This is a genomic window from Roseisolibacter agri (assembly GCF_030159095.1).
Taxonomy (GTDB): domain Bacteria; phylum Gemmatimonadota; class Gemmatimonadetes; order Gemmatimonadales; family Gemmatimonadaceae; genus Roseisolibacter; species Roseisolibacter agri.
Genome location: NZ_BRXS01000007.1, coordinates 378,993 through 405,148, shown reverse-complemented (window position 1 = coordinate 405,148; position 26,156 = coordinate 378,993). Strand labels below are relative to the sequence as shown.

The window sequence follows — 26,156 nt, the reverse complement described above, 5'->3', positions numbered from 1 at the left end:
ACCCTGGGCGGGCGCCGCGCGCTGCTATTCTGTCGGCGCGACGGGCGCTTCGCCAGCCGCGGGCGTCGCCTCCGTCGCCGCCGGCGGCTCCTCCAGCGCGAGCTCGATCTGCGCGCGGGCGCAGAACGACCGCCGGTGGTGCGCGGTCAGCCCGTGGCGCGCGATCGCGTCCAGGTGCGCGGGCGTGCCGTAGCCCACGTTGCGGGTCCAGGCATACGCGGGGTGCCGGCGCGCGAGCGCGTGCATCAGCCGGTCGCGCGTCACCTTGGCCACGATCGACGCGCAGGCGATCGCGTAGCAGCGGGCGTCGCCGCCGACCACCGCCGTGTGCTCGACGCCCAGCGTGCGGATCGGCTTCCCGTCCACGAGCACGTGGTCGGGCGCGGCGCCCAGGCCGGCGCCCAGCCGCGCCAGCGCGCGGCGCATGGCGAGCGTGGTCGCGTGGTAGACGTTGAGCGCGTCCACCTCGCGGGCGCTCGCGGCGCCCACGCCCACCGCCAGCGCCTTGCGGCGGATCAGGCGCGCCAGCCGCTCGCGCTCCTCGGCGTCGAGCTTCTTGGAATCGTCGATGCCGCCGATCGCGCGCGCGTCCGCGGGCATGACGACGGCGCAGGCCACCACGGGGCCGGCGAGCGGGCCGCGGCCCACCTCGTCCACGCCTGCGACGAGCGGGCCGTGCGCCACGCGCACGGCCCGCTCGAGTTCACTCCAGCGCACGTCCGGCCGCGCTCGCGCGCGACGGTGGAGGTGCGGCTCAGCCCTGCGGCGCGGCGCCGGCCGGCGCGCCGGCGGACGTCGGGCGGACGACCTTGCGCTCGCGGATGCGGGCCGCCTTGCCGGTCACGTTGCGCAGGTAGTACAGCTTCGCGCGGCGCACGAGGCCGCGGCGGACCACGGCGACGCTGCCGATCATCGGGCTGTGCACCGGGAAGATGCGCTCGACGCCGATGCCGTTGCTGATCTTGCGGACGGTGAAGGTCTCGCTGACGCCGCTGCCGCGGCGGGCGATGCACACGCCCTCGAAGGCCTGCAGGCGCTCCTTGTCGCCCTCCTTCACACGCACGTTGACGCGAAGCGTGTCACCGGCGCGGAACGCGGGGATCTCGCTGCGGAGCCACTCCTTCTGGGTCTCGATGAACGGATGCATATGACGCTCCTCGGGCTGGCGGTCTTCCGGGCTGGAGGACAGGCCCGATCGGTATACGGGTGGTGCGGACGGACAAGAGAATCGCAACGTAATTACTTGGGGCGCCGCACGCTAGCGGGCCCGCCGCGGGCGATCGACCGCCCGCGGCAAGCGGTCAGTCGGCCGTCACTGCGGCGTGGCGGTCCACTTCTGGTGGCTGGCGCCGGTGCAGCTCTGGAGCTCGACGGGGCTGCCGCTGGCCGTGGCGCCCTGGCGGACGCCGAGGCAGAGGCCGTTCTGCCCCTTGAGGTAGCCCTCGCTTGTGAGCGTCCACTGGTGGTTGGGCGCCGACGCCACGCACGTCCACGTGCCGACCGTCGTGCCCACCGCGCCGCTGCCGCCGTACGCGTCGAGGCACTGCGCCCCGCCGAACGCCGAGGCCACACCCGTCGCACCCAGCCCCGCCAGGCTCCACGTCTGCCCCGTGAGCCCCTGGCAGCCCGCCAGCACCACGGCGCTCGCGGTCGCCTGGTTGCCGCTGACGCTCAGGCAGAGCCCCGAGCCCACCCCGGTGAGCGTCGCGCCGAAGCGCGTCGTCGGCAGCGTCCCCGTGCCGGGAGCCGGCGTGGGCGCCGGCGCGGGCGTGCTGCCGCTGCCCGTGGTCCACTTCTGCGTGCTCGCCCCGGTGCAGGGCTGGAGGCTGACGCTGCCGCCCACGCTCGTCGTCGTGGCGCAGAGGCCGTTCTGCCCCTTGAGGTAGCCGTCGGCGGTCAGCGTCCACTGGTGGTTCGGCGCCGTCGGCACGCACGTCCACGTGCCGAGCGTGGTGCCGACCGCGCCGCTGCCGCCGTAGGCGTCGAGGCACTGCGCGCCGCCGCCGAGGGTGACCAGGCCCGTGGTGCCCACTGCCGGCAGCGTCCAGGTCTGCGTGGCCGCGCCGCTGACGCAGCCGACCAGCGTGACGGCCGCCGCGCTGGTCGCCGAGCCGGCCTGCGAGCCCAGGCATCCGGCGCCCGAGGCCACCACCAGCGGCACGCCCACCGTCGGCGTCGAGGTCGTCGGCGAGCTCGGCGCCGGGGCGCTGCTCGTCGCGCCCAGCGTCCACTTCTGCGTGCTCGCGCCCGTGCAGCTCTGCAGCGTGACGGTCCCGCCGGCGCTGCTCACCGTCGCACAGAGGCCGTTCTGGCCCTTCAGGTAGCCGTCGGCGGTCAGCGTCCACTGGTGGTTCGGCGCGGACGGCACGCACGTCCACGTGCCGAGCGTCGTGCCGGGCGTCCCGGCGGCGCCCCAGGCGTCGAGGCACTGCGCGCCGCCGTAGACCGAGACGATCCCCGTGCTGCCGGTCGTCGGCAGCGTCCAGGTCTGCCGGGCCGCGCCCGAGGCGCAGGCGTTCACGGTCGCGATCGTGCCGCTCGACGTCGAGCCGTTGGCGACCTCGAGGCAGCCGAGGCCGGACGCGCTCGACAGCAGGTTCGTCTGCGTGCCCGCGGACGGCGCGGGCGTCGGCGCCGGGACCGGCGCGGGCTCCGTGACGCTGCCGCCGAGGAAGGCGATCGAGAGCAGGCGGTTCGTCTGGCCGCCGGCGAGCGAGAGGATGCGGCCGGTGACGCTGTTGTTGACCAGCGCGCCCGAGACCTGCGCGGGCGTCGCCGTCCGGTTCGCGGCGAGGTAGAGCGCCGCCGCGCCGGCGACGTGCGGCGTCGCCATCGAGGTGCCGCTCATCGCGGCGGTGGCGGTCGTGCTGCCGATGTACGACGACGTGATCACGACGCCGGGCGCCGTGATGTCGACGCAGCTGCCGTAGTTCGAGAACGAGGCGTAGACGTCCGTCTGGTCGGACGCGCCGACCGTGATCGCGGCGGGGAGGCGCGACGGCGACACGGTGCAGGCGTCGAGCGACGAGTTGCCCGCCGCGACGACCGCCGTGACGCCGGCGTTGATCATGTTCTGCACGGCCTGGTCGAACGACGACGACGCCGCGCCGACGAGGCTCATGTTGGCGACCATCGGCGTGCTGGGGCTCGCCTGCTTCTGGCGCGTCACCCAGTCCATGCCCGCCATCAGCGACGAGCCCGCGCTGTTGCCCGAGCAGTCGAGCACGCGCACCGCGACCAGGCGGACGTTCTTCGCGACGCCGTAGGTCGCGCCGCCCACCGTGCCGGCGACGTGCGTGCCGTGGCCGTTGCAGTCCGCCGCGCCGCCGCCCGAGGTGATCGCGTCGTAGCCGGCCACCGCGCGGCCGCCGAACTCGACGTGCCCGGTGTTGATGCCGGTGTCCAGGATGTAGACCGTGACGCCCGAGCCGTCGTTGCCGTAGCTGTACGTGCCGTTCAGCGGCAGCGACGCCTGGTCGATGCGGTCGAGGCCCCACGTCGCGCCGGCCTGCGAGCCGGCCATGCGCACGACCGGATCCGGCTCGACGACGGCGACGTCCGGATCGGCGCGCAGCGCCGCGACGTCCTCGTCCGACAGCTCGGCGGCGAAGCCCTTGATGACCGCCGAGTACGTGTGCTTGAGCTTCGCGGGCTTCCGGGCCCGCGCGATCTTCTCTGCGGCCTTCGCCTCGGACCGGCCGTTGCCGTCGGCGACGCCCGCGCGGAAGACGACCAGGTACTGCCCCGGGACGACCTCGTTCGCGGCGGGGCTCCGGGCCAGGCGCGGCGCGCCGGCGAGCGACGACGTCGCGAGGAGGTCGGGCGCCACGGGCGCGGGGAGATCGCCCTGGCAAGCGGCGAGGACCGTCACCACCAGCGTGGCGACGGGAGCAAGAACGCGTCGGACCATCAAACGAAGTTCTCCGAGCTCGGGGACCCACAAGCAGGACGGCGCCCGTCGACTGGTGTCGAGGGCGGTCACCTCACAGATCGTCGGGCCCGAGCTGCACCCCGATCTGCTGCCCGGGCTGACACCCAGGCGACGGATGGGGACGAATCAAAACGGGCCCTGTCACCGCGTCATGTGACTGCGATCACCGACGCGCGTCGATTGCTATTGCTCAGCCCGCTTACTGAGGTCGGGGCTGTCGGAACCGACAGACTCAGGCGTGTCCGGCGTCACAATAACGGATGGATCCGCTGCGCGCGACGCGTCGTCGACATGCGCGACGCGTGGCGCGCGCCGCGTCCGCGGACGCTTGCCGCGCGGCGTCTCGGGCACGGGCTCGGGCTCGCCCGCGCGGCGCGCCGAGAGGCGCTTCCCTTCCCACTCGCGCCACGCGGCGATCTTCGCGTGGTCGCCGGAGAGCAGCACCGGCGGCACCTCGTGCCCGCGATACGACGCCGGCCGCGTGTAGCTCGGCGCGCTCACGTCGCGGCCGTACCACGAGTCCCCGTACGCGCTGTCGTGGTCCGACATCGCGCCCGGCAGCAGCCGCACCACCGCGTCGATGATCGCCAGCGCCGCGGGCTCGCCGCCGCTCAGCACGAACTCGCCGAGCGACAGCTCCTCGGTGGCGAGATGCTCGGCGACGCGCTGGTCGACGTCCTTGTAGTGCCCGCACAGCAGCGTCAGCTCCTCGCCCTGCGCGAAGCGGATGGCGTCCGCCTGCGTGAAGGTGCGCCCGCGCGGCGACATCAGCACGATCGGCGCGCGGGCGCCGATGTGCTCCACCGCCTCGAAGAACGGCGCGGGGCGCATCACCATCCCCGGCCCGCCGCCGAACGGATAGTCGTCGACCGAGCGGTGCCGGTCGTGCGTGAAGTCGCGCAGGTCCACCATGCGGTACTCCACGCTGCCCGCGGCGCGCGCGCGCGCCGGGATGCTGAGCGACAGCGGCCCCTCGAAGAACGGCGGGAAGATGGTGACGACGTTGATGCGCAGCGGCGAGCGGCGCGTCGCGCCCTCGGCTTCCGGTCGCTCCGCCTCGCTCACTCCAGCAGCCCCTCGGGCGGGTCGATCGTCAGCGTGCGCGCGCCGGTGTCCACCACGGTCACGATCTCCGGGCGGTACGGCACGAGCGCGGTGCCGTCGCGCGCGTCGAGGCGCACCTCGAGCATGATGCCGTGCGGCATCTCGTAGTAGTCGACCACGGCGCCGACCGCGGTGCCGTCGACGCGCTGCACGCGCAGCCCCACGAGGTCGTGCAGGTAGACCTCGTCGTCGCCGGGCGGCGGCAGCTCGGCCAGCGGGGCGAGCAGCGTGCGCTCGCGCCACGCCTCGGCGGCCGTGCGGTCGGCGATCTCGTCGACGCGCACGATCCAGCCGTCCTTGTGCGGCGACGCGCGGCGCACCGTCAGCGCCGGGGACTGCGGAAGCGGACGGCCGTCGGCATTGCCCCCGAAAAGGCGACGGCCGGCCGCGAAGACCGCGGCCGGCTCGTTGGTGTAGGGCTCCACGACGAGCTCGCCGCGGATCCCATGCGCCTTCCGGATGCGCCCGACGATCGCCAGCTCGTCGGCGGGGTTGCCCCCGCCTCCGATGGACGTCGTCATGGCGCGCCGATCACTCCGCCGACTTCTCGGGGAGCGCGACGGCCGCGTTCTGGAGCTTCTGCGCCAGGCGCGTCTCGTGGCGGGCCTTCAGCACGCCCGCGCGGCGGAGCAGCGAGCGGACGGTGTCCGACGGCTGCGCGCCGACGTTCATCCAGTAGTTCACGCGATCGAGGTCGATCGTGAGCTTCTGGTCGTCGCTCTGGCGGGGCGCGTACTGCCCGATGATCTCGATGAACTTGCCGTCGCGCGGGCTCTTGCTGTCGGCGACGACGATGCGGTAGGCCGGCGCCTTCTTGCGGCCGACGCGGCGGAGACGGATGCGAACCATGTGACAACTACCCCGTCAGAGGTGGTGGGTACTGCTCCCGAGCTCCTCGCGAACGCCGGCGGATCCGGGTCGCACTCGGGTCGTGCTCGCCTAGCGGAAGCCGAACGGCCCCCGCGGCATGCCGGGCAGCTGCGGCATGCGGCCACCGCCGCCACCGCCGCCCTGCGTCATCTTCTTCATCATCTTCTGCATCTCGCGGAACTGCTCCAGCAGGCGGTTGACCTCCTGCACGGGGCGGCCGGATCCCTTGGCCACCCGCAGCCGGCGCGAGCCGTTCATGAGCTCCGGGCGCGTGCGCTCGGCGTTCGTCATCGAGAGGACGATCGCCTCGACGTGCTTCATGCGCTTCGGGTCGAGGTTCGCCTGCTTCAGCATGCTGGCGTTCACCCCGGGCAGCAGCTTGAGCAGGTCCTTCATCGGCCCGAGCTTCTGCATCTGCTTCATCGCGACGAGGAAGTCGTTCAGGTCCATGCCGTCCTTGCGGACCTTCTTCTCGAGGCGCTTCGCCTCTTCCTCGTCGAACGCCGACTGCGCCTTCTCGACCAGCGTCAGCACGTCGCCCTGCTGGAGGATCCGCCCGGCCATGCGGTCGGGATGGAAATCCTCGAGGGCGTCGAGCTTCTCGCCCACGCCGATGAACTTGATCGGCTTCTTGGTGACGCCGTAGATCGAGAGCGCCGCGCCGCCGCGGGCGTCGCCGTCCATCTTGGTCAGCACGACGCCGGTGACGCCGAGGGCCTCGTCGAAGCCCTGCGCGATGCGCACGGCCTCCTGGCCCGTCATGCCGTCGGCGACGAAGAGGATCTCGTCCGGGCGGACGGCCTCCTTCAGCCGCTTCAGCTCGGCCATCATGTCGGCGTCGATCTGCAGCCGGCCGGCGGTGTCGACGATGACCAGGCGGTCGCGGCCGCGCTTGGCCTCCTCGATCCCCTCCCGCGCGATCCGGACGACGTCGTTCGTCGTACGGTTGGCGTAGACGGGGACGCCGATCTGCTGGCCGACGGTCTCGAGCTGGTCGATGGCCGCGGGACGGTAGACGTCGGCGGCGACCAGGCGCACCTGGCGCCCCTCGGCCTTCAGCTTCCGCGCGAGCTTTCCGGCGGTCGTGGTCTTCCCCGAGCCCTGCAACCCGACCATCATGACGACGCTCGGCGGGATGGTGCTCAGCTTGAGCCCCTCGCGCCGCTCGCCGAGCATCTTCGTCAGCTCGTCGTAGACGATCTTGACCAGCTGCTGCGCCGGATTGACACCCCTGAGCTGCGCGACGCCGACGGCCGCTCCCTCCACCCGCTCCAGGAACTCGCGGGTGAGCTGGAAGTTGACGTCGGCTTCCAGGAGGACGCGCCGGACCTCGCGCAGCCCCTCCTTGATGTCGGCCTCGGTGAGCGTCCCCTTCCCGCGCAGGCGGGCGAAGGTCGACTCGAGTTTCTCAGTCAGCTCGTCGAACATAGCCGTTGAAAGTACCGCGATTTAGACTCCGGAACAACCGGCCCGACCCGGCCGGATCTCCCCCGCCGGACGCCGCGTCCCCAGCCGGCGACCGCCCCGACGCGCGGCCCCCGATCTCCGCGACGGGTATCGGTCGTGCAGGGGAGCCCCCCGCTCCGAGGCCGAAAGCCGCCGCCTCCCGTTCCTCCGGTCCAGCCGCGATGCCCCGACCCCAGCGCAAGGAAGAGATCCTCCGGTCCGAGGTCCCCCCGGTCCTCCCCCTGATGGCGCTGCGCTCGACCATCGTGTACCCGCTCGGCACGATCGCGGTGCAGATGGGCGCCCCCGAGAACCTGGCGCTCCTGCGCGCCAACGAGGACCCGGGCGTGATCGTCGCGCTGGTCGTCGCCCTCGGCGACCACGACGAGCCGATCGACAGCACCAAGTTCACCGGCAAGGTCGGCGTCGCGGCCCGCGTCCACGAGCGGATCAACCTGCCCGGCGACACGGTGCAGATCACCCTCCAGGGGCTGCGCCGGATCACGATCGACGGGATCGACCAGCTGAACCCGTACCCCGTCGCCCGCATCACGCCGGCCCGCGAGGTCCCGCCCGACGACGCGGACGTCGAGGACCTGGTCGCGCGCGTGACGTCGGCGGCCGAGACGCTGGCGAACCTCGTCGACCGCATCCCCGACGAGGTGCCCGCGATCCTGAAGATGAATGTCTCCGACCCGGGCCGCTTCGCGGACCTGGCGGCGACGAACATGAACTTCCGGATCGCCGACAAGGACGAGGTCCTCCAGAAGCTCGACGTCGGCGAGCGGCTGCGCTTCATCCTCTCGCGCCTGGAGCGCGAGGTGGCGCGCGCGCGCGTCATGGAGGACGTGAAGAAGCAGACCGAGATCAAGATCGAGCAGCACCAGCGCGAGTTCTACCTGCGCCAGCAGCTGCGCGCGATCCAGGCGGAGCTGGGCGAGACCGACCCGGGCGAGAAGGAGGCGGTGGACCTCCTGCGCAAGGTCGACGACGCCAAGCTCCCGGAGAAGGTCGCGCAGGAGGCACGGCGCGAGGTCGAGCGGCTGCGCATGCTCTCGCCCGCCTCCAGCGAGTACCAGGTGGTGCGCACCTACCTCGACTGGGTGCTGGCGCTGCCGTGGAACGCGAAGTCGGGCGAGCAGGACAGCGCGATCGACCTCAAGAAGGTCGAGGACGCGCTCGGCGAGCGGCACTACGGGCTGGACGAGGCGAAGGACCGCATCGTCGAGTACCTCGCCGTGCGCAAGCTGCGCGCGATGACGCCGACCGCGCACGCCGCGCCGCTGGCCGACGACGACGAGCCGCGCGCGGATCGCACCGAGCACGCCGTCCCGGCGGACGCGCCCGTGCCCGCGACGCCGCCCGTCGACGCCGACGCGGCGCCGAGCGAGGCGCGCGCGACCGAGGTGGCGCTGGCGGGGCCGATCCTCTGCTTCGCCGGCCCGCCGGGCACCGGCAAGACGTCGCTGGGCGAGGTGATCGCGAAGGCCATCGGCCGCCAGTTCTACCGCATCTCGGTGGGCGGCGTCCGCGACGAGGCCGAGGTCCGCGGCCACCGGCGCACGTACGTGGGCTCGATGCCCGGGCTGCTGATCCAGGCGCTGCGCCGCGTGCAGGTGCGCGACGCGGTGTTCCTGATCGACGAGATCGACAAGATGTCGGGCGGCGGCCCGTCGGGCGATCCGACGGCGGCGATGCTCGAGGTGCTCGACCCGTCGCAGAACCAGAGCTTCGTCGACCACTATCTCAACCTGCCGTTCGATCTGTCGCAGGTGCTGTTCATCGCGACGGCGAACAACGTCTTCGACATCCCCGGGCCGCTGCGCGACCGGATGGAGATCATCCGCATCGCCGGCTACACGATCGAGGAGAAGGTCGAGATCGCGTGGCGCTACACGATCCCGAAGCTGCTGGAGGAGCACGGGATCACCGAGCAGGACATCGTCTTCACCGACGAGGTGCTGTCGTTCGTGGCGGCGCGCTACTCGCGCGAGGCGGGGCTGCGCAACTTCAGCCGCAACCTCGCGACGCTCATGCGCAAGCGCGCGCGTCGCAAGGCGGACGGCGAGCAGGGCGCGTGGGTGCTCGACCGCGAGAAGGTCGAGGAGGTCCTCGGCCCGCCGCGCTACGCGGTGGAGGAGGCGGAGAAGGAGCCCGAGGTGGGCGCGGTCACGGGCCTCGCGTGGACGTCCACGGGCGGCGACCTGATGGTGATCGAGGCGCTGCGCATGCCGGGCACGGGACGGATGACGGTCACCGGCCAGCTGGGCGACGTGATGCGCGAGAGCGTGGACGCGGCGCACTCCTACGTGCGCTCGCGCGCCGAGACGCTCGGCATCGAGGCGCGCGACTTCAAGGACTCCGACATCCACATCCACTTCCCCGCGGGCGCGATCCCGAAGGACGGCCCGTCGGCCGGCATCGCCATCACGCTCGCGCTCTCCAGCGTCTTCTCGCGCCGCCCGGTGCGCCGCGACCTGGCGATGACGGGCGAGGTCACGCTGCGCGGCAAGGTGCTCGAGATCGGCGGCGTGAAGGAGAAGGTGCTGGCCGCCTACCGCGCGGGGCTGCGCGAGCTGATCCTGCCCAAGAGCAACGAGAAGGACCTGCGCGACGTGCCGAAGGAGGTGCGCGAGCACATCGAGTTCCGCTTCGTCTCGTCGATGGACGAGGTGCTGCGCATCGCGCTGCTGCCGAGCCCCGTGCCGAACGCCGACCGCGCGCCCGACCAGGACGTCGACGAGAAGGCCACGGCGCCGATCGCGGATGCGGCGGATCTGGCCGTGGGGGAGAACCATCGGACGCCGAGTGCCTCCGTGGAGACCGTGCCGCTGGCGGACGTGAAGCGTTAGCGCGGTTTGGCGGAGGACGGTGAGGCGGAGGCCGGAACGGCGAAGAACGAGAATGCGTGAAACGGAGAAGCGGACGCTGCGAGCCTGAAGCTCGAAGCGTCCGCTCTTTCGTTTCACGCCCTTCCGTCCTCCGCTTCACCGTCCTCCGCCCCTTCGTCCTCCGCAGTCCCGCGCGTCAGTCGATGAATCGCCCGATCGTATAGAGCAGCAAGCCGACGAGTCCACCGACCAGCGTTCCGTTGATCCGGATGAACTGCAGGTCCCGACCGATCTGGATCTCGATGCGGCGCGAGGTGGCGGCGGGATCCCAGCCGGCGACCGTGGACTCGATGAGCGCCGAGACCTCGCTGCGGTACTGCTCGACCACGAACAGCGTCGCGTCCAGCACCCACGCGTCCACCTTCGCCGTCAGCGCGGGATCCGCGAGCACCGCGTTGCCGAGCGACACCAGCCCGCGCTCGACCGCGGCCAGCGCGCCGCTGCCGTCGCCGCTCTCCAGGTCGGCCGTCGCGTAGCGGCCCAGCGCGGCCTTCACGTCGCTCCACACCGTGTTCGCGTACTCGCGCACGGCTGGATGCTGGAGCATGTCCTCCTTGATCGCCTCGGCGCGCGCGATGGTGTCGGGGCTCGTGCGCAGCCGCTCGGCGAAGCCGCGCACCGCCTCGTCGAAGCGCTCGCGCAGCTCGTGGTCCGGGTTCGCCGCGACCTCCTGCAGCGTGCGCTCGACCGCCGAGACCACCTTGTCGTGGATGCGGTCCTCGACCGCGCCGGGCATCCACCACGGCGCCTCGGCCGCGATGCGGTCGCGGATCAGCATCTCGTTCTCGCTCAGCACGCGCGTCGCCAGCCGCAGCGCCTCGTCCAGCAGCTCCTGGTGCCGCCCGTCGGCGGTCAGCAGGTTGAGGATGCGGCCCATCACCGGTGCGACCTGCACCTTGCGCGCGCGCGTCACCAACGAGCGCTCGACGAAGCCCTGCACGTCCTCGTCGCGCAACACCTCGGCCGCGCCGGAGAGGCCCGCCGCCACCTGCCGCGCGACCATCCGCGCGTGCAGCGGATCGGCGATCCAGCGCGCCGCCTTCTCGCCCACGCGCGCCGCGCGGAGCTTCGTGCCCACGACCTCGGGCGACAGGAAGTTGCGCTGCACGAACATGCCGAGCGACCGCCCGATGCGGTCCTTCCGCGTCGGCACGATCGCGGTGTGCGGGATCGGCAGGCCGAGCGGGCGGCGGAAGAGCGCGGTCACCGCGAACCAGTCGGCGAGACCGCCGACCATCGCCGCCTCCGCGAACGCGCGCACGAAGCCGAGCCAGTGGTACCGCGACTCGAACCAGCGCGTGACGACGAACAGCACGCCCGCGGCCACCAGCAGCGCCGTCGCGCGCCGCTGCATCTGCTCCAGCGCGCGCTGCTTCTCCGCCTCGTCGGCGATGGGCGGCGGGACGCTCGGGTCGTGCGTGGCGCCGGCGGGCACGGGCGGCACCGGCGGCACCGGCGGCACCGGCGGCGCGGGCAGCGCGAGCGTCGCGGGCCGCTCCATCGGCGGCTCGGTGGACGGCGCATCGGGCGCCGTGACGGGCGACGGCTCGTCGCTCACGGTCGCGTCAGGGCTGGATCACGGCTGGAGCGTCACGCGCGCCAGGTCCAGCAGGTCGGTCCCGGCGGCGGCCGGCGCGTCGACGTAGAGCACGACCGGGCGCCCCTGTACCTCCGCCGCGCGCACGAGCAGCGCGCGACGCTCGCGGCTCGCGTCGGTCGTGACGTACGCGCGCGCCGTCGGCAGCTTCGTCGTCTCGGCGCGTGCGCTCGGATGGAGGTGCGGCACCACCTGCGCCAGCGCGTCGTAGAACTCGGCCGCGTCCACGCCGCCGTCCCACGCGGTCAGCCACACGAACGCGTCGCCCGCGGGCGTGCGCACGATCGCCCACCGGTCGCCGCCCCAGCCGCCCGACGCACGCGCGGCCAGCTCGAGATCCTGCAGGTGCTCGAACAGCACGAGCCGCGTCTCGAACTCGCCGAGCGTGTTCTCGGCCGTCAGCGTGCCGACGGTGGGCGCGGGAAGCCGCACCGCGAGCGGCGCGTCGTCCGCCCTGCCCGGCGCGTAGCGGTCGGCGTGCAGCACCTGCTCGGTGGACGTCGGGAGCCGCAGCAGCACGCTGTCGGGATGCCCCGCGCCGGCCACGCGGCGCACCAGCTCCGCGCCGCTCAGGTACGGGAAGAGCAGCGTCTCGCGCACGATCAGCGGCGCCGCCGCGAGCACCGGCGTGCGGTTCATGTTGGCGCGGATCGCCTCGCGCGTGCGCTCCCACCCCGCGGCCGAGCGCGAGGACGTGTCGCCGCCGGTGCTCAGCTGCACCCAGGTCGCCTGCCCTTCCAGCGCCGCGTGCGCCGCGCTGGCGCGGTCCGCCTGGCCGTGCAGCCGCAGCAGCGAGTCGAGGTTGCGGTGCTGGTCCTGCAGCGCGTGCACGAGCTCGTGGCGCAGCGTCACCGCGGCGGCCGCGGAGTCGGCGCCCTCGACGACGTAGAGCGTCTTGGAGCGCGGGTCGTAGTAGCCGACCACCTGCTCCTCCAGCACGCGGACGAGGAGCGCGCGGAGGTCGATCGTGTCGGGCATCATGCCCAGGCGCCGGTAGGCCGCGGCCTGGCCCTGCAGCTCCGCGCGCGCCCGCGGCTCGTCGATCTCGCGCTCCAGGAAGGCGCGCACCTGCTCGGCCGTGCGCACCTCGACCCGCGGCGGCGTCGTGAAGCGGAGGCCCGTGGCGCGCTCGATCTCGGGCGCCAGCTTGACGGCCTGCTCGACGTAGGAGGCGCGCATCTCGCCCGCGCTGGGGCGGCACGCGGCGAGCGCCGCGCAGGCGGCGAGCGCGCCGAGCGTGGTGCGCAGGCGCGGCGCGGTCGGCATTACTGCAGGACGGTGGCGAAGTACCAGGCGATCATGCGGTCTCCCCAAAGCAAGGTCAGGAGTGCCGCAGGCGCAAGGAAGACGCCGAACGGCACCGGCGGCAGCTCGAACGCCGCGTCGGCGTCGCCCTGTACCAGCCGACGTCGGTGCAGTACCCAGGCCGCCGGCACGATGACGCTGACCGACGCGACGGCGCCGACGAACGCGCCGACGATCACCGTCAGCAGCGCGCGCTCGGGGCCGAGCGCGGCGCCGACGGCCGCCATCATGGTGACGTCGCCGAAGCCCATCGCCTCCTTCTTGAACGCGAGCTCCCCCAGCCAGCCGATGATCGCGATCGCGCCCGCGCCCGTGCACGCGCCGATGAGCGCCTCGTACGGCGACGCGAAGAGCGTCGCGGCGCCCGCGCCGCGCGCGATCAGCGAGGTCGCGAGCACCCAGAGCAGCAGGAAGACCGTGAAGCCGTCGGGGATCAGGTAGCGCCGCGCGTCGGTGGCGGCGATGCCCAGCAGCACCGTGCCGAAGACCGCCACCCGCAGCGCGTCGAGCGTCGGGCCGTAGGTGAAGTACGCGGCCAGCCAGCCGAGCCCCACCAGCGCCTCGATCGCCGGGTAGAGCGGCGAGATCGGAAGGCCGCAGCCGCGGCACTTCCCGCGGAGCACCAGCCAGCTGAGGATCGGGACGTTCTCCAGCGCCTGCACGGGGCGGCCGCAGCGCGGGCAGCGCGAGCGCGGGCGGACGACCGACTCGCCTTCGGGCCAGCGGACGATGCAGACGTTCAGGAAGGAGCCGATCGCCGATCCGAAGAGGAACGCGAGGACGGCGAGGGACCAGTGCGGCTCGAGCATCGGCGGGGGTCGGGCGGACGACGGAGGGACGTGCTCAGGCGGGGCGGCGGAGCGACGCGGGGCGCAGCTCGTAGAGGAGGATCGACGCCGCGACCGCGACGTTGAGCGACTCGACGAGCCCGGTGCTGGGCACGGCGACGAGGCCCGCGGCGCGCCCCCGGAGCGCGGCGGAGAGGCCCGCGCCCTCGTTCCCCACCGCGACCGCGAGACGGTCGGGCGCGGTCGACGCCAGCGCGCCGACGGGCGCGCCGGCGCCGTCCGCCCCCCACAGGACGATCCGCTCGGCCGCGAGGAACGCGTCGAGCGCCTCCACGGTATCACCCACCGTAGACAGCCTGAACTGCGCGCCCATCGCCGACCGGACCACCTTGGCGCTCCACAGGTCCACCGTGCCGGGGAGCGCGACGACGGCGGCGGCTCCGAGCCCGGCGGCGGACCGCAGGATCGTCCCGACGTTGCCCGGGTCCTGGACGCCGTCGAGCACGAGGAGCCGGACATCGGACGCGGGCAGCCGCTCCCGCAGGGCGTCGAGGGCCAGCACCGGCTGCTCGGCCACCATCAGCACGCCCTGGGGCGCGTCGGTGTCGGCGGCCGTGGCGAAGTCGCGCGCCGTGACCTCGAGCAGCGGGATGCCGGCGGCCGCGATCCGCTCGCGGAGGGCGACGCCGCGCGGCGTCGCGTCGAGGGCGTCGGAGACCACCGCGCCGCGCGGGCGCAGCGGCGCGGCGAGCAGCTCCTCGACCGTCCGGATGCCCTCTGCAACGAACAGCCCCTGCCGTTCGCGCGCCTTCCGACGCTGGAGGTCGCGCGCTAAAGTCAGCAGCCGCATATCGTTACCGTTCGCAGCCGGCGATCGGCGCCGGGAATGGCTCTTGCCCTAGGAAGTGGCTGGGCGTGGACCGCCCCTGGCGTGGACCGCCCCCGACGCACATCGCCGACAGGCGTCGCGCGCCGGGCCGACCTTCGATCACCGAGCACGCGTGGAGTCGTCATGAGACGTTTCATCGTGAGCACCGCAGCGAGCCTCGCCCTCCTGACCGCCGGTTGCGGCGTGTCGACGCAGCAGGAGGTCGAGATGGGTGCCCAGTATGCGCAGCAGATCAACTCGCAGCTGCCGATCATCACCGATCCCGAGATCTCGCGCTACATCAACGTGATCGGCGACTCGATCGCGCGGGTGACGGGGCGCACCGACCTCGACTGGCAGTTCTACGTGGTCAACGCCCCCGAAGTCAACGCCTTCGCGGTGCCGGGCGGCTTCATCTACGTCAACCGCGGGCTGATCGAGCGCGCGCAGAACATGTCGCAGGTCGCGGGCGTGCTGGGGCACGAGATCGGCCACGTGACGAAGCGCCACTCGATCGACCAGATGCAGAAGGCGCAGGGCGCCAACATCGGCCTGACGATCGGCTGCATCCTCGCGCCGGCCGTGTGCAACAACCAGGCGGCGGGCGCGCTGATCAACGTCGGCGGCAGCGCGGTGTTCGCGCGCTTCAGCCGGCAGGACGAGAGCGAGGCGGACGCCGAGGGCGTGCGGTACGTGACGCGCGCCGGCATCGACCCGCGCGGCATCCCGGGCATGTTCCGGGTGCTCCTCGAGGAGCGGCAGTCGCGCCCCGCGGGCGTCGAGGCGTGGTTCTCCACGCACCCGATGGAGGAGGACCGCATCTCGAAGACCGAGGCGCAGATCGCGCAGATCTCGCCGGCGGTACTGCAGTCGCTGTCGCGCGACTCGCAGAACTTCCGCGCCTTCCAGAACCGACTGAAGTCGCTGCCGGCGGCGCCGCGGCAGGCCGCGCGCTGAGCGACGGGTAGAAGACGACGGAGGGGCGGGCCGCGATGCTGCGGCCCGCCCCTCCGTCGTTTCGGGTCCGCGGCTGCTCAGTCGAGCGCCTTCACGAACCCCGTGACCAGCGCGCGGAACTGCGCGCTCACCGCGCGGCCCGTCTCCAGCACCTCCTCGTGCGACAGCGGGTGCGTCGCGATGCCGCACGCCATGTTGGTGATGCAGCTGACGCCCGCGACGCGCATCCCGATCGCGCGCGCCACCACGACCTCGGGCACGGTCGACATCCCCGTCGCGTCGGCGCCGAGCCGCTCCAGCATGCGCGTCTCGGCCGGCGTCTCGTACGTCGGGCCGACGGATGCGGCGTAGACGCCCTCCTGCACGCGGATCCCCTGCTCCGCCGCCACGCGCCGCAGCACCGCGCGCAGCCCGGCGTCGTACGGGTCGGACATGTCCGGGAAGCGCACATCCCCCGGCTGCAGCGGCCCGACGAGCGGGTTGCGGAACATGAGGTTGATGTGGTCCGCGATGATCATCAGGTCGCCCGCCGCGAACGTGCGCCGCACGCCGCCGGCCGCATTGCTGACGAACAGCGTCGGCGCGCCGAGGGCGTGCACCACGCGCACCGGGAAGCCGGCCAGCGCGGCCGGGTGCCCCTCGTACATGTGGAAGCGGCCCGCCAGCGCGACGACCTCGCGGCCCGCGAGCGTGCCCGCGATCAGCGCGCCCGCGTGCCCGGCCACCGTCGCCGTCGGGAAGCCCGGCACCTCGGCGAAGGGCATCCGGCGCGCGTCCACGATGTCGTGCGCCAGGTCGCCCAGCCCGGAGCCGAGGACGATCGCGCACGCCGGGGCGCGCACCCCGAGCCGCTCGCGGATCGCGTCCGCCGCGCGCGCGGCCGCCTCGGCGCCGTAGCGCGCCAGGTCGGCGTGATCCGCACCCACCATCACGCCGGCGCTCACGCGAGCACCTCGCGGCCGTCGGCGCGCAGCGCGGCCAGGTCGCGCTCGACGCGGGCGATGAGCGCGCGGCGCTCCTCGGCTGGGAGGAACGCGCTCTCGAAGCCGTTCAGCGCCACGCGCGACAGCTCGTCGAAGGTGAAGTCGAGGTGCGCCGCGGCGTGCACGTACTCGTCGACGAGCGTGGTGCCGCTCATGAGGCGGTTGTCGGTGTTGAGCACGACGTTGAGTCCCAGGTCGAAGTAGCGGCGGAACGGGTGCGACGCGTAGTCGTGGGCCGCGCGCGTCTGGACGTTGGACGTCAGGCAGCACTCGCAGCAGATGCGCCGCTCGCCCACCTCGTCCACCAGCGCCGGATCCTCGATCAGCCGCGTGGCGTGGCCCAGGCGCTCCGCGCCGCAGGTGTGCAGCGCGTCGCGCACGCTCTCGGCGCCCGCGCCCTCGCCCGCGTGGCAGGTGATCGCGAGGTCGTTGTTCCGCGCGTGCTCGAACGCCGCCAGATGGCGCGACGCGGGATTCCCCGCCTCGCCGCCCGCGAGGTCGAAGCCGACGACGCCGCGGTTGCGGTACTCCACCGCGAGGCGCGACAGCTCCAGCGACACCTCGGGGTCCATGTTGCGGATCCCGCACACGATCACGCGCGCCACGATCCCCGTCTCGCGCTCGGCGCGCGCGAGGCCGCGCAGCGGCGCCTCGACCGTCGCGCCGAGCGAGAGGCCGCCGCTCGTGTTGAGCACGGGCGCGAAGCGCGTCTCGAGGTAGCGCACGCCCTCGGCCGCCGCGTCGACGGCCAGCTCGTAGGCGATGCGCTCCAGCGCGGCCTCGGTCTGCATCACCGAGAGCGTCACGTCGAAGCGCGCGAGGTAGTCCTCGAGGTTGCGCGCGTCATCCACGCGCATGTACTCGCGCAGCGCCTCAGGCGTCGCGGCCGGCATGCGGACGCCCAGCTCGGCGCCCAGCGCGATCAGCGTCTCGGGGCGGACGGAGCCGTCGAGGTGGCAGTGCAGCTCCGCTTTCGGCAGGCGCGCGAGCAGCGTGCGGTCCACCGCGGCCTCGCGCGCGGCGCGCCGCTCGGCGACCTCCTGCGGATCGAGGCGGGCGGCGCGAGGCGGGAGGTCGGCGTGTCGGTAGGTCATTCGGCGTCGTCGGCGGCCGCGGCGCGGCGCGCGGAGATCAGGCGGTAGATGGCGCCCGCGTACGTCTCGCCCTGCGGGTCGACGGGCAGGCCACGGCTGTCGGTCACGAGGCGCTCGCCGGCGGCGACCGCGTCGGCCGCGCCGGCGTCGTGCGCGCGGAGGGCGTCGGCGACGCTCGCACCACGCGGGACCTCGACGGCGCGCTCGTTCACGAACACGCGGAGCGTCGGCGGGAGCGCAGTCACGGCTGCGCTCCCGCGACGTTGCGGATGCGCACCTCGGTCGGCGCGCGCACCGGCTGCGGCAGCTGGCGCAGGTAGCCCATCAACGCGTCCACGTCGACGACCTTCGTCTCGACGACCGAAGCGGCGCCCTCGGCGAGCGTGACGCCGTCGCCGCCGGTGACGAGGAAGTCGTTGATCGTGACCGCGTACAGCTGCTCGTCCTCGATCGCCTTCCCGCCGTCGAGCGTCGCGGCGACGAAGCGCGCGGTGCCCGTCTTCGTGCTGTCGTACGTGATCGTGACGCCGCTGACGTGCCAGCGCGGCCGGTCGCGGGTGACGAGCTTCGGCAGGTACGCCTTCAGGTCGCGGCCGCGCACGCGCAGGGTGTAGAGCGTGTTGCCGAACGGCTGGATCTCGTAGAGGCGGCCGAAGGTCGCCGGTCCCGCGGGCAGCCCGGTGCGGATGCCGCCGTTGTTCATGATCGCGACGTCGGCGCGCGTGGCCCACCGCTGCGCGTCCGCGATCAGGTTGCCGACGGCGTACTGCTCGTCCGGCTCCCGGGGCATCGCCTCCGCAACCTCGGCCACCACGCGCGTCACGCGCGCCTGCACGTCGGCGAGCGCGCGCGCGCTGAGCGCGGCGACGCGCGGCGGGACGGGCCCCATCGAGTCGGCGACGACCTCGCGCATCTCGACGCGCGGCGCGCCGCCCGCCAGCGGGATGTCGATCACGCCCAGCCCGCGACCGCTGGAGCGACCCTGCGAGATCGGGATGCCGTTGACGATGGTCGCGACGCGCGAGTGCGTGTGCCCGCTGACGATCGCCGCGATCGGCTCGCGCAGCTCGCGCGCGAGGGTGAACACCTCGCCCGTGCACGGCGTGGGACCCGCCGCGCCGGCCGAGCCCGGGTCGTTCTCGCCGTCGCGATCGCAGTAGCCGCCGATGTGCCCCGTCACCACCACGAGATCGGCGCCGCGCGCCCGCAGCGCGCGCGCCCGCTCGTCGATGGCCGGCGCCATGGGGCCGAACACCAGCCCCTTCACGTTCAGCACCTTGGTCGTGCGCGGCGTGGACGGATCGGCGACGCCGACGATGCCGATGCGGAGCCCGTTGCGGACCACCAGCGTGTCGTCGCGCAGCCAGGGCAGCTTCTTCCCGTCGGTCGTGCGGACGTTGGCGCCGAGCACCGTGTACGGCAGCTCGCGCAGCCGGGCGCGCAGCGTGTCGACGCCCCAGTCGAACTCGTGGTTGCCGAGCGCGGAGGCGACGACGCCCAGTTCCTTCATGATCGGGACGACCGCCCTGCCGTACGTCAGGTTCGAGGCGGGCGTGCCCTGGAACTCGTCGCCGCCATCGAGCAGGATGCTGACGCAGGCTGGCGGGCGGCACTCGCTGCGCGCCCGCGCGATCGCGGCCGCCAGCGCATCCGCGCCACCGCGCCGCACGCCGCGCGTGTCCGCGCGCGCCTCGACGCCGCCGTGGAAGTCGTTCATCCCGATGATGCGCAGCGTCGTCGGCAGGCCGGGGCGGCGGCGGATCGCCGGCGCATCCTTCCGCACGCGGATGGCGCCCGTGTCCTGCGCGGCGGCGGCGGCCGCCGTCGTCGCGCGCACGGCGCTCGCGCCAGCCGCCGCGCGGCCGGTCGCGTCGCCGCGCATCGAGGCGTAGGCCGCGCCGACCGCGGCGGCCGGCTCCAGCCGCCAGTTGGGCGTGAAGTAGTCGGCCGGGTCGAGCGTGCCGCGCGCCTTCGCCTCGTCTATCAGCAGCTGGCGGATCTCCAGCCCCTCGTCGTACACGACCGGCGCGCCGGCCAGCATCGCGAAGCCGCCGCCGCCCGTCTGCCGGTAGTTGTTGAGCGCGAGCGTGAAGCTGTCCGTGTCGGCGACGGGACGGCCGTGAACCGACAGCGACGTGACGCGCTGCCCCACCGGACGGCTCACGTCGAGCACGTAGTCGGCGCCGGCCACGACGTCGAAGTTGTAGCCCGGCACCGACGGATCGACGATCGACGCCGACGCGTTCGCGGCGTCGAACGGGCGGTAGTAGCGCGCGCTGTGCTCCAGGAACTGCCGCAGCTGCGCGCCGCTCACCCTCACCGCGCGCAGCGTGTTCTCGTAGGGATAGAGGCGCGCCATCTCGGCCACGGTCACGGGGCCGGCGTCCAGCCCCGCCTCGAGCGAGAATGCCGCGCCGGCGGCGAGGTCCGCCTTGGCCGTGCGGCGCATGACCTCGAGCACGAAGTCGAGCAGCGGGGTATCGGCGACGCGCGACGAGTCGGCGCGCCAGGCGACCGTCGTGCGGCCGACCTCGGAGGCGGCGTACGCGACGGCCCGCGCATGCCCGGCATCGGTCGCGGCCAGCACCGCCGGCGACTCGGCACGGCCGACGGTCGGCACCAGCGTCCCGCGCTTCGACGCGACCGCCCACTTCCCGTCGCGACGCACGAGCGCGAGGCGCGCGACGCCCACGCTCTCCGCCCAGTTCTTGGGCTGCATCACCAGCGCGCCGCCGATCGTCGTGTCGGGGAGCTGGCGGTGCGAGTGGCCGAAGATCACGACGTCGAGCCCCGGCACCTCGCGCGCGACGCGCGCGGCGACGTTCTCGCTCGGCAGGCCGGTGCTGACCGTGTCGTAGCTGGACGGCTCGCCGAGCCCCGAGTGGAGCACCGCGACGACCACGTCGGCGCCGGCCGCGCGCGCCTCGGCCGCGGCCGCGCGCACGGCGGGCACGATGTCGCCGATCGTCACCTTCCCCTTCAGGTGGTCGCGGTCCCAGACCATCGAGCCCGGCGTCGTCCCACCCACCAACGCGACCTTGGCCCCGCCGCGTTCGACCATCGTCCAGGCACGGTAGGCGCGGCCGCCGTCCGTCCGTCGCAGGTTGGCCGCGAGGAACGGGAAGCGCGCCTGCCCCGTCGCGCGGTCCAGCGTCTCGACGCCGTAGTTGAACTCGTGGTTGCCGATGGCCGCAGCGTCGTAGCGCATCGCGTTCATCGCCGCAGACACCGGGTGCGGCTGGTCGGGCGCGACGCGCGCCGCTACGTACGTCAGCGGCGTCCCCTGCAGCAGGTCGCCCGCGTCCACCAGCACCACGCGGTCCGGGTGGGCGGCGCGGAGCGAGTCGACGACGGTCGCGGCGCGCGCCAGCGAGCGCACCGTGTCGGCGCGGCCCGCGAAGTAGTCCCAGCCGCGCAGGCGGCCGTGGACGTCGGTCGTCGAGGCGATCAGCAGCTCGAGCGAGTCGGCCGCGCGTGGCGCGCCCTGCGCGCCGGCGACGTGGGCCCCGCCCAGGATGGCGACCGCGAGCGAGAGCGCGGCGCCCGACCACACGGCGCCGCGGCGCGGCACCCGGAGTGAAGCAACTCGTTGCATGGACACAAGCTAGCGGCCGCCTCCGCGGGGGTGCAGGGCGCGGGCCGCTGGCGCCGGCGCGGGCGTGCGGTTGACGCTGTCCGGCGCGCCGGCCACACTTGCCCGGATGCCTGCCACGACCCCTGCGCACCGCCGCTCGTCCCGGGGCCCGATACACTCCCGTGACGCGCGCCCCGCTTCACTTCGCGCCGCCGGCCCGGCATCCTGCCTCCGTGAACGCCCGGGCGTGACCCGACCGGGGGATCGCCCGTGACCAAGCCGCTCGTCATCGGGATCGCGGGCGGCACGGGCTCGGGGAAGTCGACGGTCGCGCGCCGCGTGGCCGAGGCGCTGACCGCGGGCGAGTCGGCGGCGTCGGTCGCGTTCGTCGACATGGACGCGTACTACCGCCACTTCGCCGACCTGCCGATGTCGGAGCGGCGGCGCGTGAACTGGGACCACCCGGACGCGTTCGATCTCGACCTGTTCGTCGACCACCTCGGGCGGCTGTCGCGCGGCGAGGCGATCCAGAAGCCGGTGTACGACTTCGTCGAGCATCTGCGCGCGCCCGACGTCGTCCACATCGCGCCGGCGGACGTGGTCGTGATCGACGGGATCCTGCTGTTCGTCGACGAGCGCGTGCGCGAGCTGTGCGACGTGAAGGTGTACGTGGACGCGGACGCCGACGTGCGGCTCATCCGGCGGCTGCGGCGCGACATCGTCAAGCGCGGCCGACCGTTCGACGAGATCCTGGAGCAGTACCTCTCGACCGTGCGCCCGATGCACCAGCAGTTCGTCGAGCCGAGCAAGCGCTACGCGGACGTGATCGTCCCGCGCGGCGGCCACAACGCCGTCGCGATCGAGATGATCGTCGCCAAGATCCAGCGTCGCCTGCAGGCCCGCCGCGACTGAGGCGCGCCCCGCGCCGCCCGCACGACCGGCCATCCGCCTTCCTCGCATGCTCTCGTCGAGCGCCGACCGCTCGCCCCATCGCTCGCCCGACCGCTCGTCGCCGAGCGCCGCGCCGCCCACCGTGCCCGGCGCGGGCGAGCGGATCCTCGTCGTCGACGACGAGCCGGACATCGTCGCGCTGGTCGCGTACCACCTGGCGAAGCTGGGCTACCGCGTCTCGACGGCGGGCACCGGCACCGACGCGCTGGAGCTGGCGCGCCGCGAGCGCCCCGCGCTCATGGTCCTCGACCTGATGCTGCCCGACCTCTCGGGCTTCGAGGTGCTGGAGCAGCTGCGCGCCGACGAAGCGACGCGGAGGCTGGGCGTGCTGATGCTCACCGCGCGCCGCGAGGAGCCCGATCGCATCCGCGGCCTCTCCCTCGGCGCCGACGACTACCTCGCGAAGCCGTTCTCGCCGCAGGAGCTGATGCTGCGCGTCGGCGCGATCCTCCGGCGCGTCACGGCGGGCGCCGCGCCGGCCGCCGCCGCGGAGACGGCCGAGTTGCTGGTGGTGGGTCCGCTGCGGATCGACCGCGCGGCGATGACCGTGGACGTCGACGGCCGGCGCATCGAGCTGACGCCGACCGAGTACAAGCTGCTGCTCACGCTCGCCGAGCGGCGCGGGCGGGTGCAGGCGCGCGGCCACCTGCTGGAGACGGTGTGGGAGGCCGCGCCCGACATCCAGACGCGCACGGTGGACATGCACGTGCAGCGGCTGCGCACGAAGCTCGGCGACGCGGGCGACCTGATCGAGACGGTGCGCGGGTTCGGCTACCGCCTGAAGGCACCGGGCACGCGCTGATCGCGTCACGGAGCGTCACGCGCCCGTCGCGCCGTCGTGACCGTTCCGTGGCGCGGCCGTCGGCGCGGCGTTGCCGAGGCCGGGGAGCTTTGACGCTGAGTCGTGACCCAGACCGGGTCCCTCTCACGCCAACCCGAGACCTCCATGCCTGCTCGCTCACGGTGGACCGCGGCCGCGATGTACGCGGCGATGCCGCTGATGCCGTTCGCCATCCCGTCCGCACTCGTCGCGCAGCCCGCGGCGACCGCCGCGCGCCACGCCACCGGCCGCATCACGGGCCGCATCGTCGACGCGAAGACCGGCGCGGGCCTCTCCGACGTGGGCGTGCAGGTGGTCGGCACCACGCTCGGCACGATGTCGGGCGTCGACGGCCGCTTCACGCTCCCCGCGGTCCCCGCCGGCACGGTGACGATCCAGGCGCGCCGCATCGGCTACCAGGCGAAGACGGTCACCGGCATCATGCTCGCCGGCGGCCAGACGCTGGAGCAGGACGTCACCCTCGGCACCGCGACGGTGCAGCTGCAGGCGGTGGCAGTGACCGCGTCCGCCGAGCGCGGCTCGGTGAGCAAGGCGCTCGACGAGCAGCGGACGTCGACGTCGATCGTCAACGCGACGACGGCCGAGCAGATCCAGCGCAGCCCCGACGCCGACGCCGCGCAGGCCGTGAAGCGCGTGAGCGGGGTGACGGTGCAGGACGGCAAGTACGTCATCGTGCGCGGCCTGGGCGAGCGCTACACGCAGACGTCGCTCAACGGATCGCGCGTCCCCAGCCCGGAGCCCGAGCGCAAGGTCGTCCCGCTCGACCTGTTCCCTGCCGCGCTGATCGACGCGATCACCACCGCGAAGACGTTCACGCCCGACCGGCCCGGAGACTTCAGCGGCGCGCTGGTCGACATCCGCACCCGCGAGTTCCCGGCGTCGCGATCGGTGACCTTCTCGTCGTCGCTCGGCGCCAACACCGCGGCCGCGGGCCGCGACGTGATCCGCGCGCCGCGCGTCGGCCAGGAGTGGCTCGGCTTCGGCGGCGATCGCCGCACCCTTCCGTCGGCGGTGGCCGCGGCGGGGCAGACGCTCAGCGGCGTGACGCCCGGCGCGCCGACCAACGCGCTGATCCGGAGCTTCCGCAACAAGTGGACACCGGTCGCCGACAACACGGGCCTCCCGAACGGCTCGTTCGGCGTGTCGGTGGGTGGCAACGACGCGGTGCTCGGACGCCGTGTCGGCTACGTGGCGTCGCTGTCGTACTCCACCTCGCAGGAGGTGCGGCGCGACGAGCAGCTGATCGTGCCGCGCGCCGACGGCGCGGGCGGCGCCGAGGCGCTCTCCACGTTCGCCGGAAGCACCGGGCGCGAGAGCGTGCTGTGGGGCGGCGTGGCCAACCTCAGCACGATGCTCGGTGGCGCGTCGCGCCTGTCGCTCAACAACACGTACAACCGCACCTCCGACAACGAGGCGCGGTCGCTGACGGGGCTCGACGAGCAGTTCGCGAGCGTCCTCACGCTCACGCGCCTCGGCTTCGTCTCGCGCAGCGTGCTGTCGAACCAGCTGCGCGGCGAGCACACGATCGGCGCCGGCGCGCGACAGCAGCTCGACTGGAACGTGTCGCGCAGCCAGGTGAGCCGCGACGAGCCGGATCGCTCGGACCTCGTGTACCAGGGCACGGGCGCGAACCGGTTCTGGCGCGGGCTGGCGAACGACGCGACCCGCTTCTTCGGCGCGCTGGACGAGCGAGACTACGCGGGGGCGCTGAACTACCGCGTCAGCTTCGGCGACGCCGCATCGGCGCCGCAGCTGAAGGTCGGCGGCTACTACCGCGACGTGCACCGCGACTCCGACGTCCAGGCGTACGACATCCTGAACCTCGGGCTCGAGCAGGCCGCGCTGCGCGACCGCGCGGAGTCGATCTTCCGCCGCGCCGCGTCGAGCGACGCCGCGTCGCTGCTCGTGCGCCCGAGCACCTTCGGCGGGCGCTACTCGGCCGACGAGACGCTCGGCGCGGGCTACGCGATGCTCGAAGGGGGGCTCGGCAGCCGGGTGCGCGTGATCGCCGGCGCCCGCGTCGAGTCGGCCGACATCCAGGTCAATACGCTGACGGCGCAGCTGCAGGACACCGTGTCGCGCCTGAAGAACACCGACGTGCTGCCGGCGGTGAACCTCACCGTCCGCGTCACCGACGCGCAGAACCTCCGCCTGTCGGCCACGCAGACGCTGTCGCGCCCCGAGTACCGGGAGCTGTCGCCGGTGGCGTACGTCGAGATCGCGGCCAACAACGAGGAGCGCGGCAACCCCGGCCTGCGCCGCGCGCTGATCCGGAACTACGACGCGCGCTGGGAGTGGTACCCGTCGGGCGGCGAGGTGCTGAGCGTCGGCGTGTTCGCGAAGCGCTTCCAGGATCCCATCGAGCGCGTCTTCGTCGCCACCACGGGACGCCCGCAGATCGGCTTCGTGAACGCGGACGCGGCCACCAACTACGGCGTCGAGCTCGACGTGCGGAAGGGGCTCGGCTTCCTCGGCGCGCCGTTCCGCGACATCACGGCGTCCACGAACGCGACGTTCATGCGCAGCCGGATCGCGATCACCGACTCGCTGACGGCGGCCACCAACCCGGACCGCCCGATGGTGGGCCAGTCGCCCTACGTGGTGAACGCGAGCCTCGGCTACGCGCAGCCCGACGGCCGCTTCTCGGCCACGGTGCTGTACAACGTCTTCGGCAAGCGCATCACGCTCGCCGGCGTCGAGCCGCTTCCGGACACCTACGAGCGGCCGCGCAACGTCCTGGACTTCGCGCTCCAGGTGCCGGTGCTCGCGGACGTGACGGCGCGCGTGAACGGCTCCAACCTGCTCGACGCGCCGTATCGCGAGCAGATCGGCGGGGTCCATCGCCGCTCGTACCGCGCGGGACGCGTGTTCTCGCTCGGGCTGAGCTGGAGGCCGCAGGGGCGCGATCCGCGGCCCGTGACGCGGCCGTGACCGCACGGTCACCGTGACACGACAG

The 26,156-nt window shown here is 73.4% G+C and carries 20 protein-coding genes; 5 read left to right on the top strand and 15 right to left on the bottom strand.

Annotated features, from left to right (window positions below):
- Positions 1–24: 24 nt before the first annotated feature.
- The 7 genes from rosag_RS22815 to ffh all read right to left on the bottom strand — a co-directional run bounded on the left by rosag_RS22815 (position 25) and on the right by ffh (position 7,333).
- Complete coding sequence (locus tag rosag_RS22815; RefSeq protein ID WP_284352493.1) at positions 25–717, bottom strand: ribonuclease HII; 693 nt, start codon at positions 715–717, stop codon at positions 25–27.
- A 37-nt stretch (positions 718–754) separates the two neighbouring features.
- Positions 755–1,147, bottom strand: coding sequence for a 50S ribosomal protein L19 (gene rplS, locus rosag_RS22810; RefSeq protein WP_284352492.1), 393 nt, complete (start codon positions 1,145–1,147; stop codon positions 755–757).
- A 165-nt stretch (positions 1,148–1,312) separates the two neighbouring features.
- On the bottom strand, positions 1,313–3,910 hold the full coding sequence (locus rosag_RS22805; RefSeq protein WP_284352491.1) for a ricin-type beta-trefoil lectin domain protein: 2,598 nt from the start codon (positions 3,908–3,910) through the stop codon (positions 1,313–1,315).
- A 204-nt stretch (positions 3,911–4,114) separates the two neighbouring features.
- Complete coding sequence (trmD, locus tag rosag_RS22800; RefSeq protein ID WP_284352490.1) at positions 4,115–4,996, bottom strand: tRNA (guanosine(37)-N1)-methyltransferase TrmD; 882 nt, start codon at positions 4,994–4,996, stop codon at positions 4,115–4,117.
- Positions 4,993–5,556 carry a ribosome maturation factor RimM gene (rimM, locus tag rosag_RS22795; RefSeq protein ID WP_284352489.1) on the bottom strand — a complete coding sequence of 188 codons (564 nt, stop codon included), beginning with the start codon at positions 5,554–5,556 and terminating at the stop codon, positions 4,993–4,995. Before rimM ends, trmD begins: the two co-directional genes overlap by 4 nt.
- Positions 5,557–5,566: 10 nt before the next feature.
- The gene (gene rpsP / locus rosag_RS22790) at positions 5,567–5,884 is read right to left on the bottom strand and encodes a 30S ribosomal protein S16 (protein WP_284352488.1); all 318 of its coding nucleotides are present in this window, start codon (positions 5,882–5,884) and stop codon (positions 5,567–5,569) included.
- A 90-nt stretch (positions 5,885–5,974) separates the two neighbouring features.
- On the bottom strand, positions 5,975–7,333 hold the full coding sequence (gene ffh / locus rosag_RS22785; RefSeq protein ID WP_284352487.1) for a signal recognition particle protein: 1,359 nt from the start codon (positions 7,331–7,333) through the stop codon (positions 5,975–5,977).
- 200 nt (positions 7,334–7,533) lie between these two features.
- Between ffh and lon the strand changes: the two genes are divergently transcribed.
- Complete coding sequence (gene lon, locus rosag_RS22780) at positions 7,534–10,203, top strand: endopeptidase La (RefSeq protein ID WP_284352486.1); 2,670 nt, start codon at positions 7,534–7,536, stop codon at positions 10,201–10,203.
- A gap of 175 nt (positions 10,204–10,378) precedes the next feature.
- Here lon and rosag_RS22775 read toward each other — a convergent pair whose 3' ends face one another.
- The 4 genes from rosag_RS22775 to rosag_RS22760 are packed head-to-tail and all read right to left on the bottom strand — an operon-like array spanning position 10,379 to position 14,782.
- Positions 10,379–11,800: a DUF445 domain-containing protein gene (locus rosag_RS22775; protein WP_284352485.1), complete on the bottom strand. Its 1,422-nt coding sequence runs from the start codon at positions 11,798–11,800 to the stop codon at positions 10,379–10,381.
- A gap of 18 nt (positions 11,801–11,818) precedes the next feature.
- Positions 11,819–13,105: a hypothetical protein gene (locus rosag_RS22770; protein ID WP_284352484.1), complete on the bottom strand. Its 1,287-nt coding sequence runs from the start codon at positions 13,103–13,105 to the stop codon at positions 11,819–11,821.
- Positions 13,105–13,953, bottom strand: a complete 849-nt coding sequence (locus rosag_RS22765) for a prepilin peptidase (protein WP_284352483.1) — start codon at positions 13,951–13,953, stop codon at positions 13,105–13,107. The genes rosag_RS22770 and rosag_RS22765 overlap by 1 nt, the downstream gene beginning before the upstream one ends.
- Positions 13,954–13,987: 34 nt before the next feature.
- A complete protein-coding gene (locus tag rosag_RS22760) occupies positions 13,988–14,782 on the bottom strand; it encodes a TrmH family RNA methyltransferase (RefSeq protein ID WP_284352482.1) in 795 nt (264 codons plus the stop codon).
- A 162-nt stretch (positions 14,783–14,944) separates the two neighbouring features.
- Between rosag_RS22760 and rosag_RS22755 the strand changes: the two genes are divergently transcribed.
- On the top strand, positions 14,945–15,757 hold the full coding sequence (locus tag rosag_RS22755) for a M48 family metallopeptidase (protein ID WP_284352481.1): 813 nt from the start codon (positions 14,945–14,947) through the stop codon (positions 15,755–15,757).
- A 77-nt stretch (positions 15,758–15,834) separates the two neighbouring features.
- Here rosag_RS22755 and rosag_RS22750 read toward each other — a convergent pair whose 3' ends face one another.
- The 4 genes from rosag_RS22750 to rosag_RS22735 are packed head-to-tail and all read right to left on the bottom strand — an operon-like array spanning position 15,835 to position 21,429.
- Positions 15,835–16,686 carry a purine-nucleoside phosphorylase gene (locus rosag_RS22750; protein ID WP_425607533.1) on the bottom strand — a complete coding sequence of 284 codons (852 nt, stop codon included), beginning with the start codon at positions 16,684–16,686 and terminating at the stop codon, positions 15,835–15,837.
- Positions 16,687–16,697: 11 nt separating this feature from the next.
- Positions 16,698–17,834 (bottom strand): adenosine deaminase, encoded by a 1,137-nt coding sequence (add, locus tag rosag_RS22745; protein ID WP_284352479.1) that lies wholly within the window; start codon positions 17,832–17,834, stop codon positions 16,698–16,700.
- Complete coding sequence (locus rosag_RS22740) at positions 17,831–18,079, bottom strand: hypothetical protein (protein WP_284352478.1); 249 nt, start codon at positions 18,077–18,079, stop codon at positions 17,831–17,833. Before rosag_RS22740 ends, add begins: the two co-directional genes overlap by 4 nt.
- A complete protein-coding gene (locus rosag_RS22735; protein ID WP_284352477.1) occupies positions 18,076–21,429 on the bottom strand; it encodes a 5'-nucleotidase C-terminal domain-containing protein in 3,354 nt (1,117 codons plus the stop codon). The genes rosag_RS22740 and rosag_RS22735 overlap by 4 nt, the downstream gene beginning before the upstream one ends.
- 249 nt (positions 21,430–21,678) lie before the next feature.
- On the opposite strand from rosag_RS22735, the gene udk reads away from it, so the two are divergent.
- The 3 genes from udk (at position 21,679) to rosag_RS22720 (ending at position 26,131) form a co-directional block, all read left to right on the top strand.
- A complete protein-coding gene (udk, locus tag rosag_RS22730) occupies positions 21,679–22,320 on the top strand; it encodes a uridine kinase (protein WP_284352476.1) in 642 nt (213 codons plus the stop codon).
- Between the two features lie 46 nt (positions 22,321–22,366).
- Positions 22,367–23,161: a response regulator transcription factor gene (locus rosag_RS22725; protein ID WP_284352475.1), complete on the top strand. Its 795-nt coding sequence runs from the start codon at positions 22,367–22,369 to the stop codon at positions 23,159–23,161.
- A gap of 144 nt (positions 23,162–23,305) precedes the next feature.
- Positions 23,306–26,131, top strand: coding sequence for a TonB-dependent receptor (locus tag rosag_RS22720; protein ID WP_284352474.1), 2,826 nt, complete (start codon positions 23,306–23,308; stop codon positions 26,129–26,131).
- Positions 26,132–26,156 lie beyond the last annotated feature (25 nt).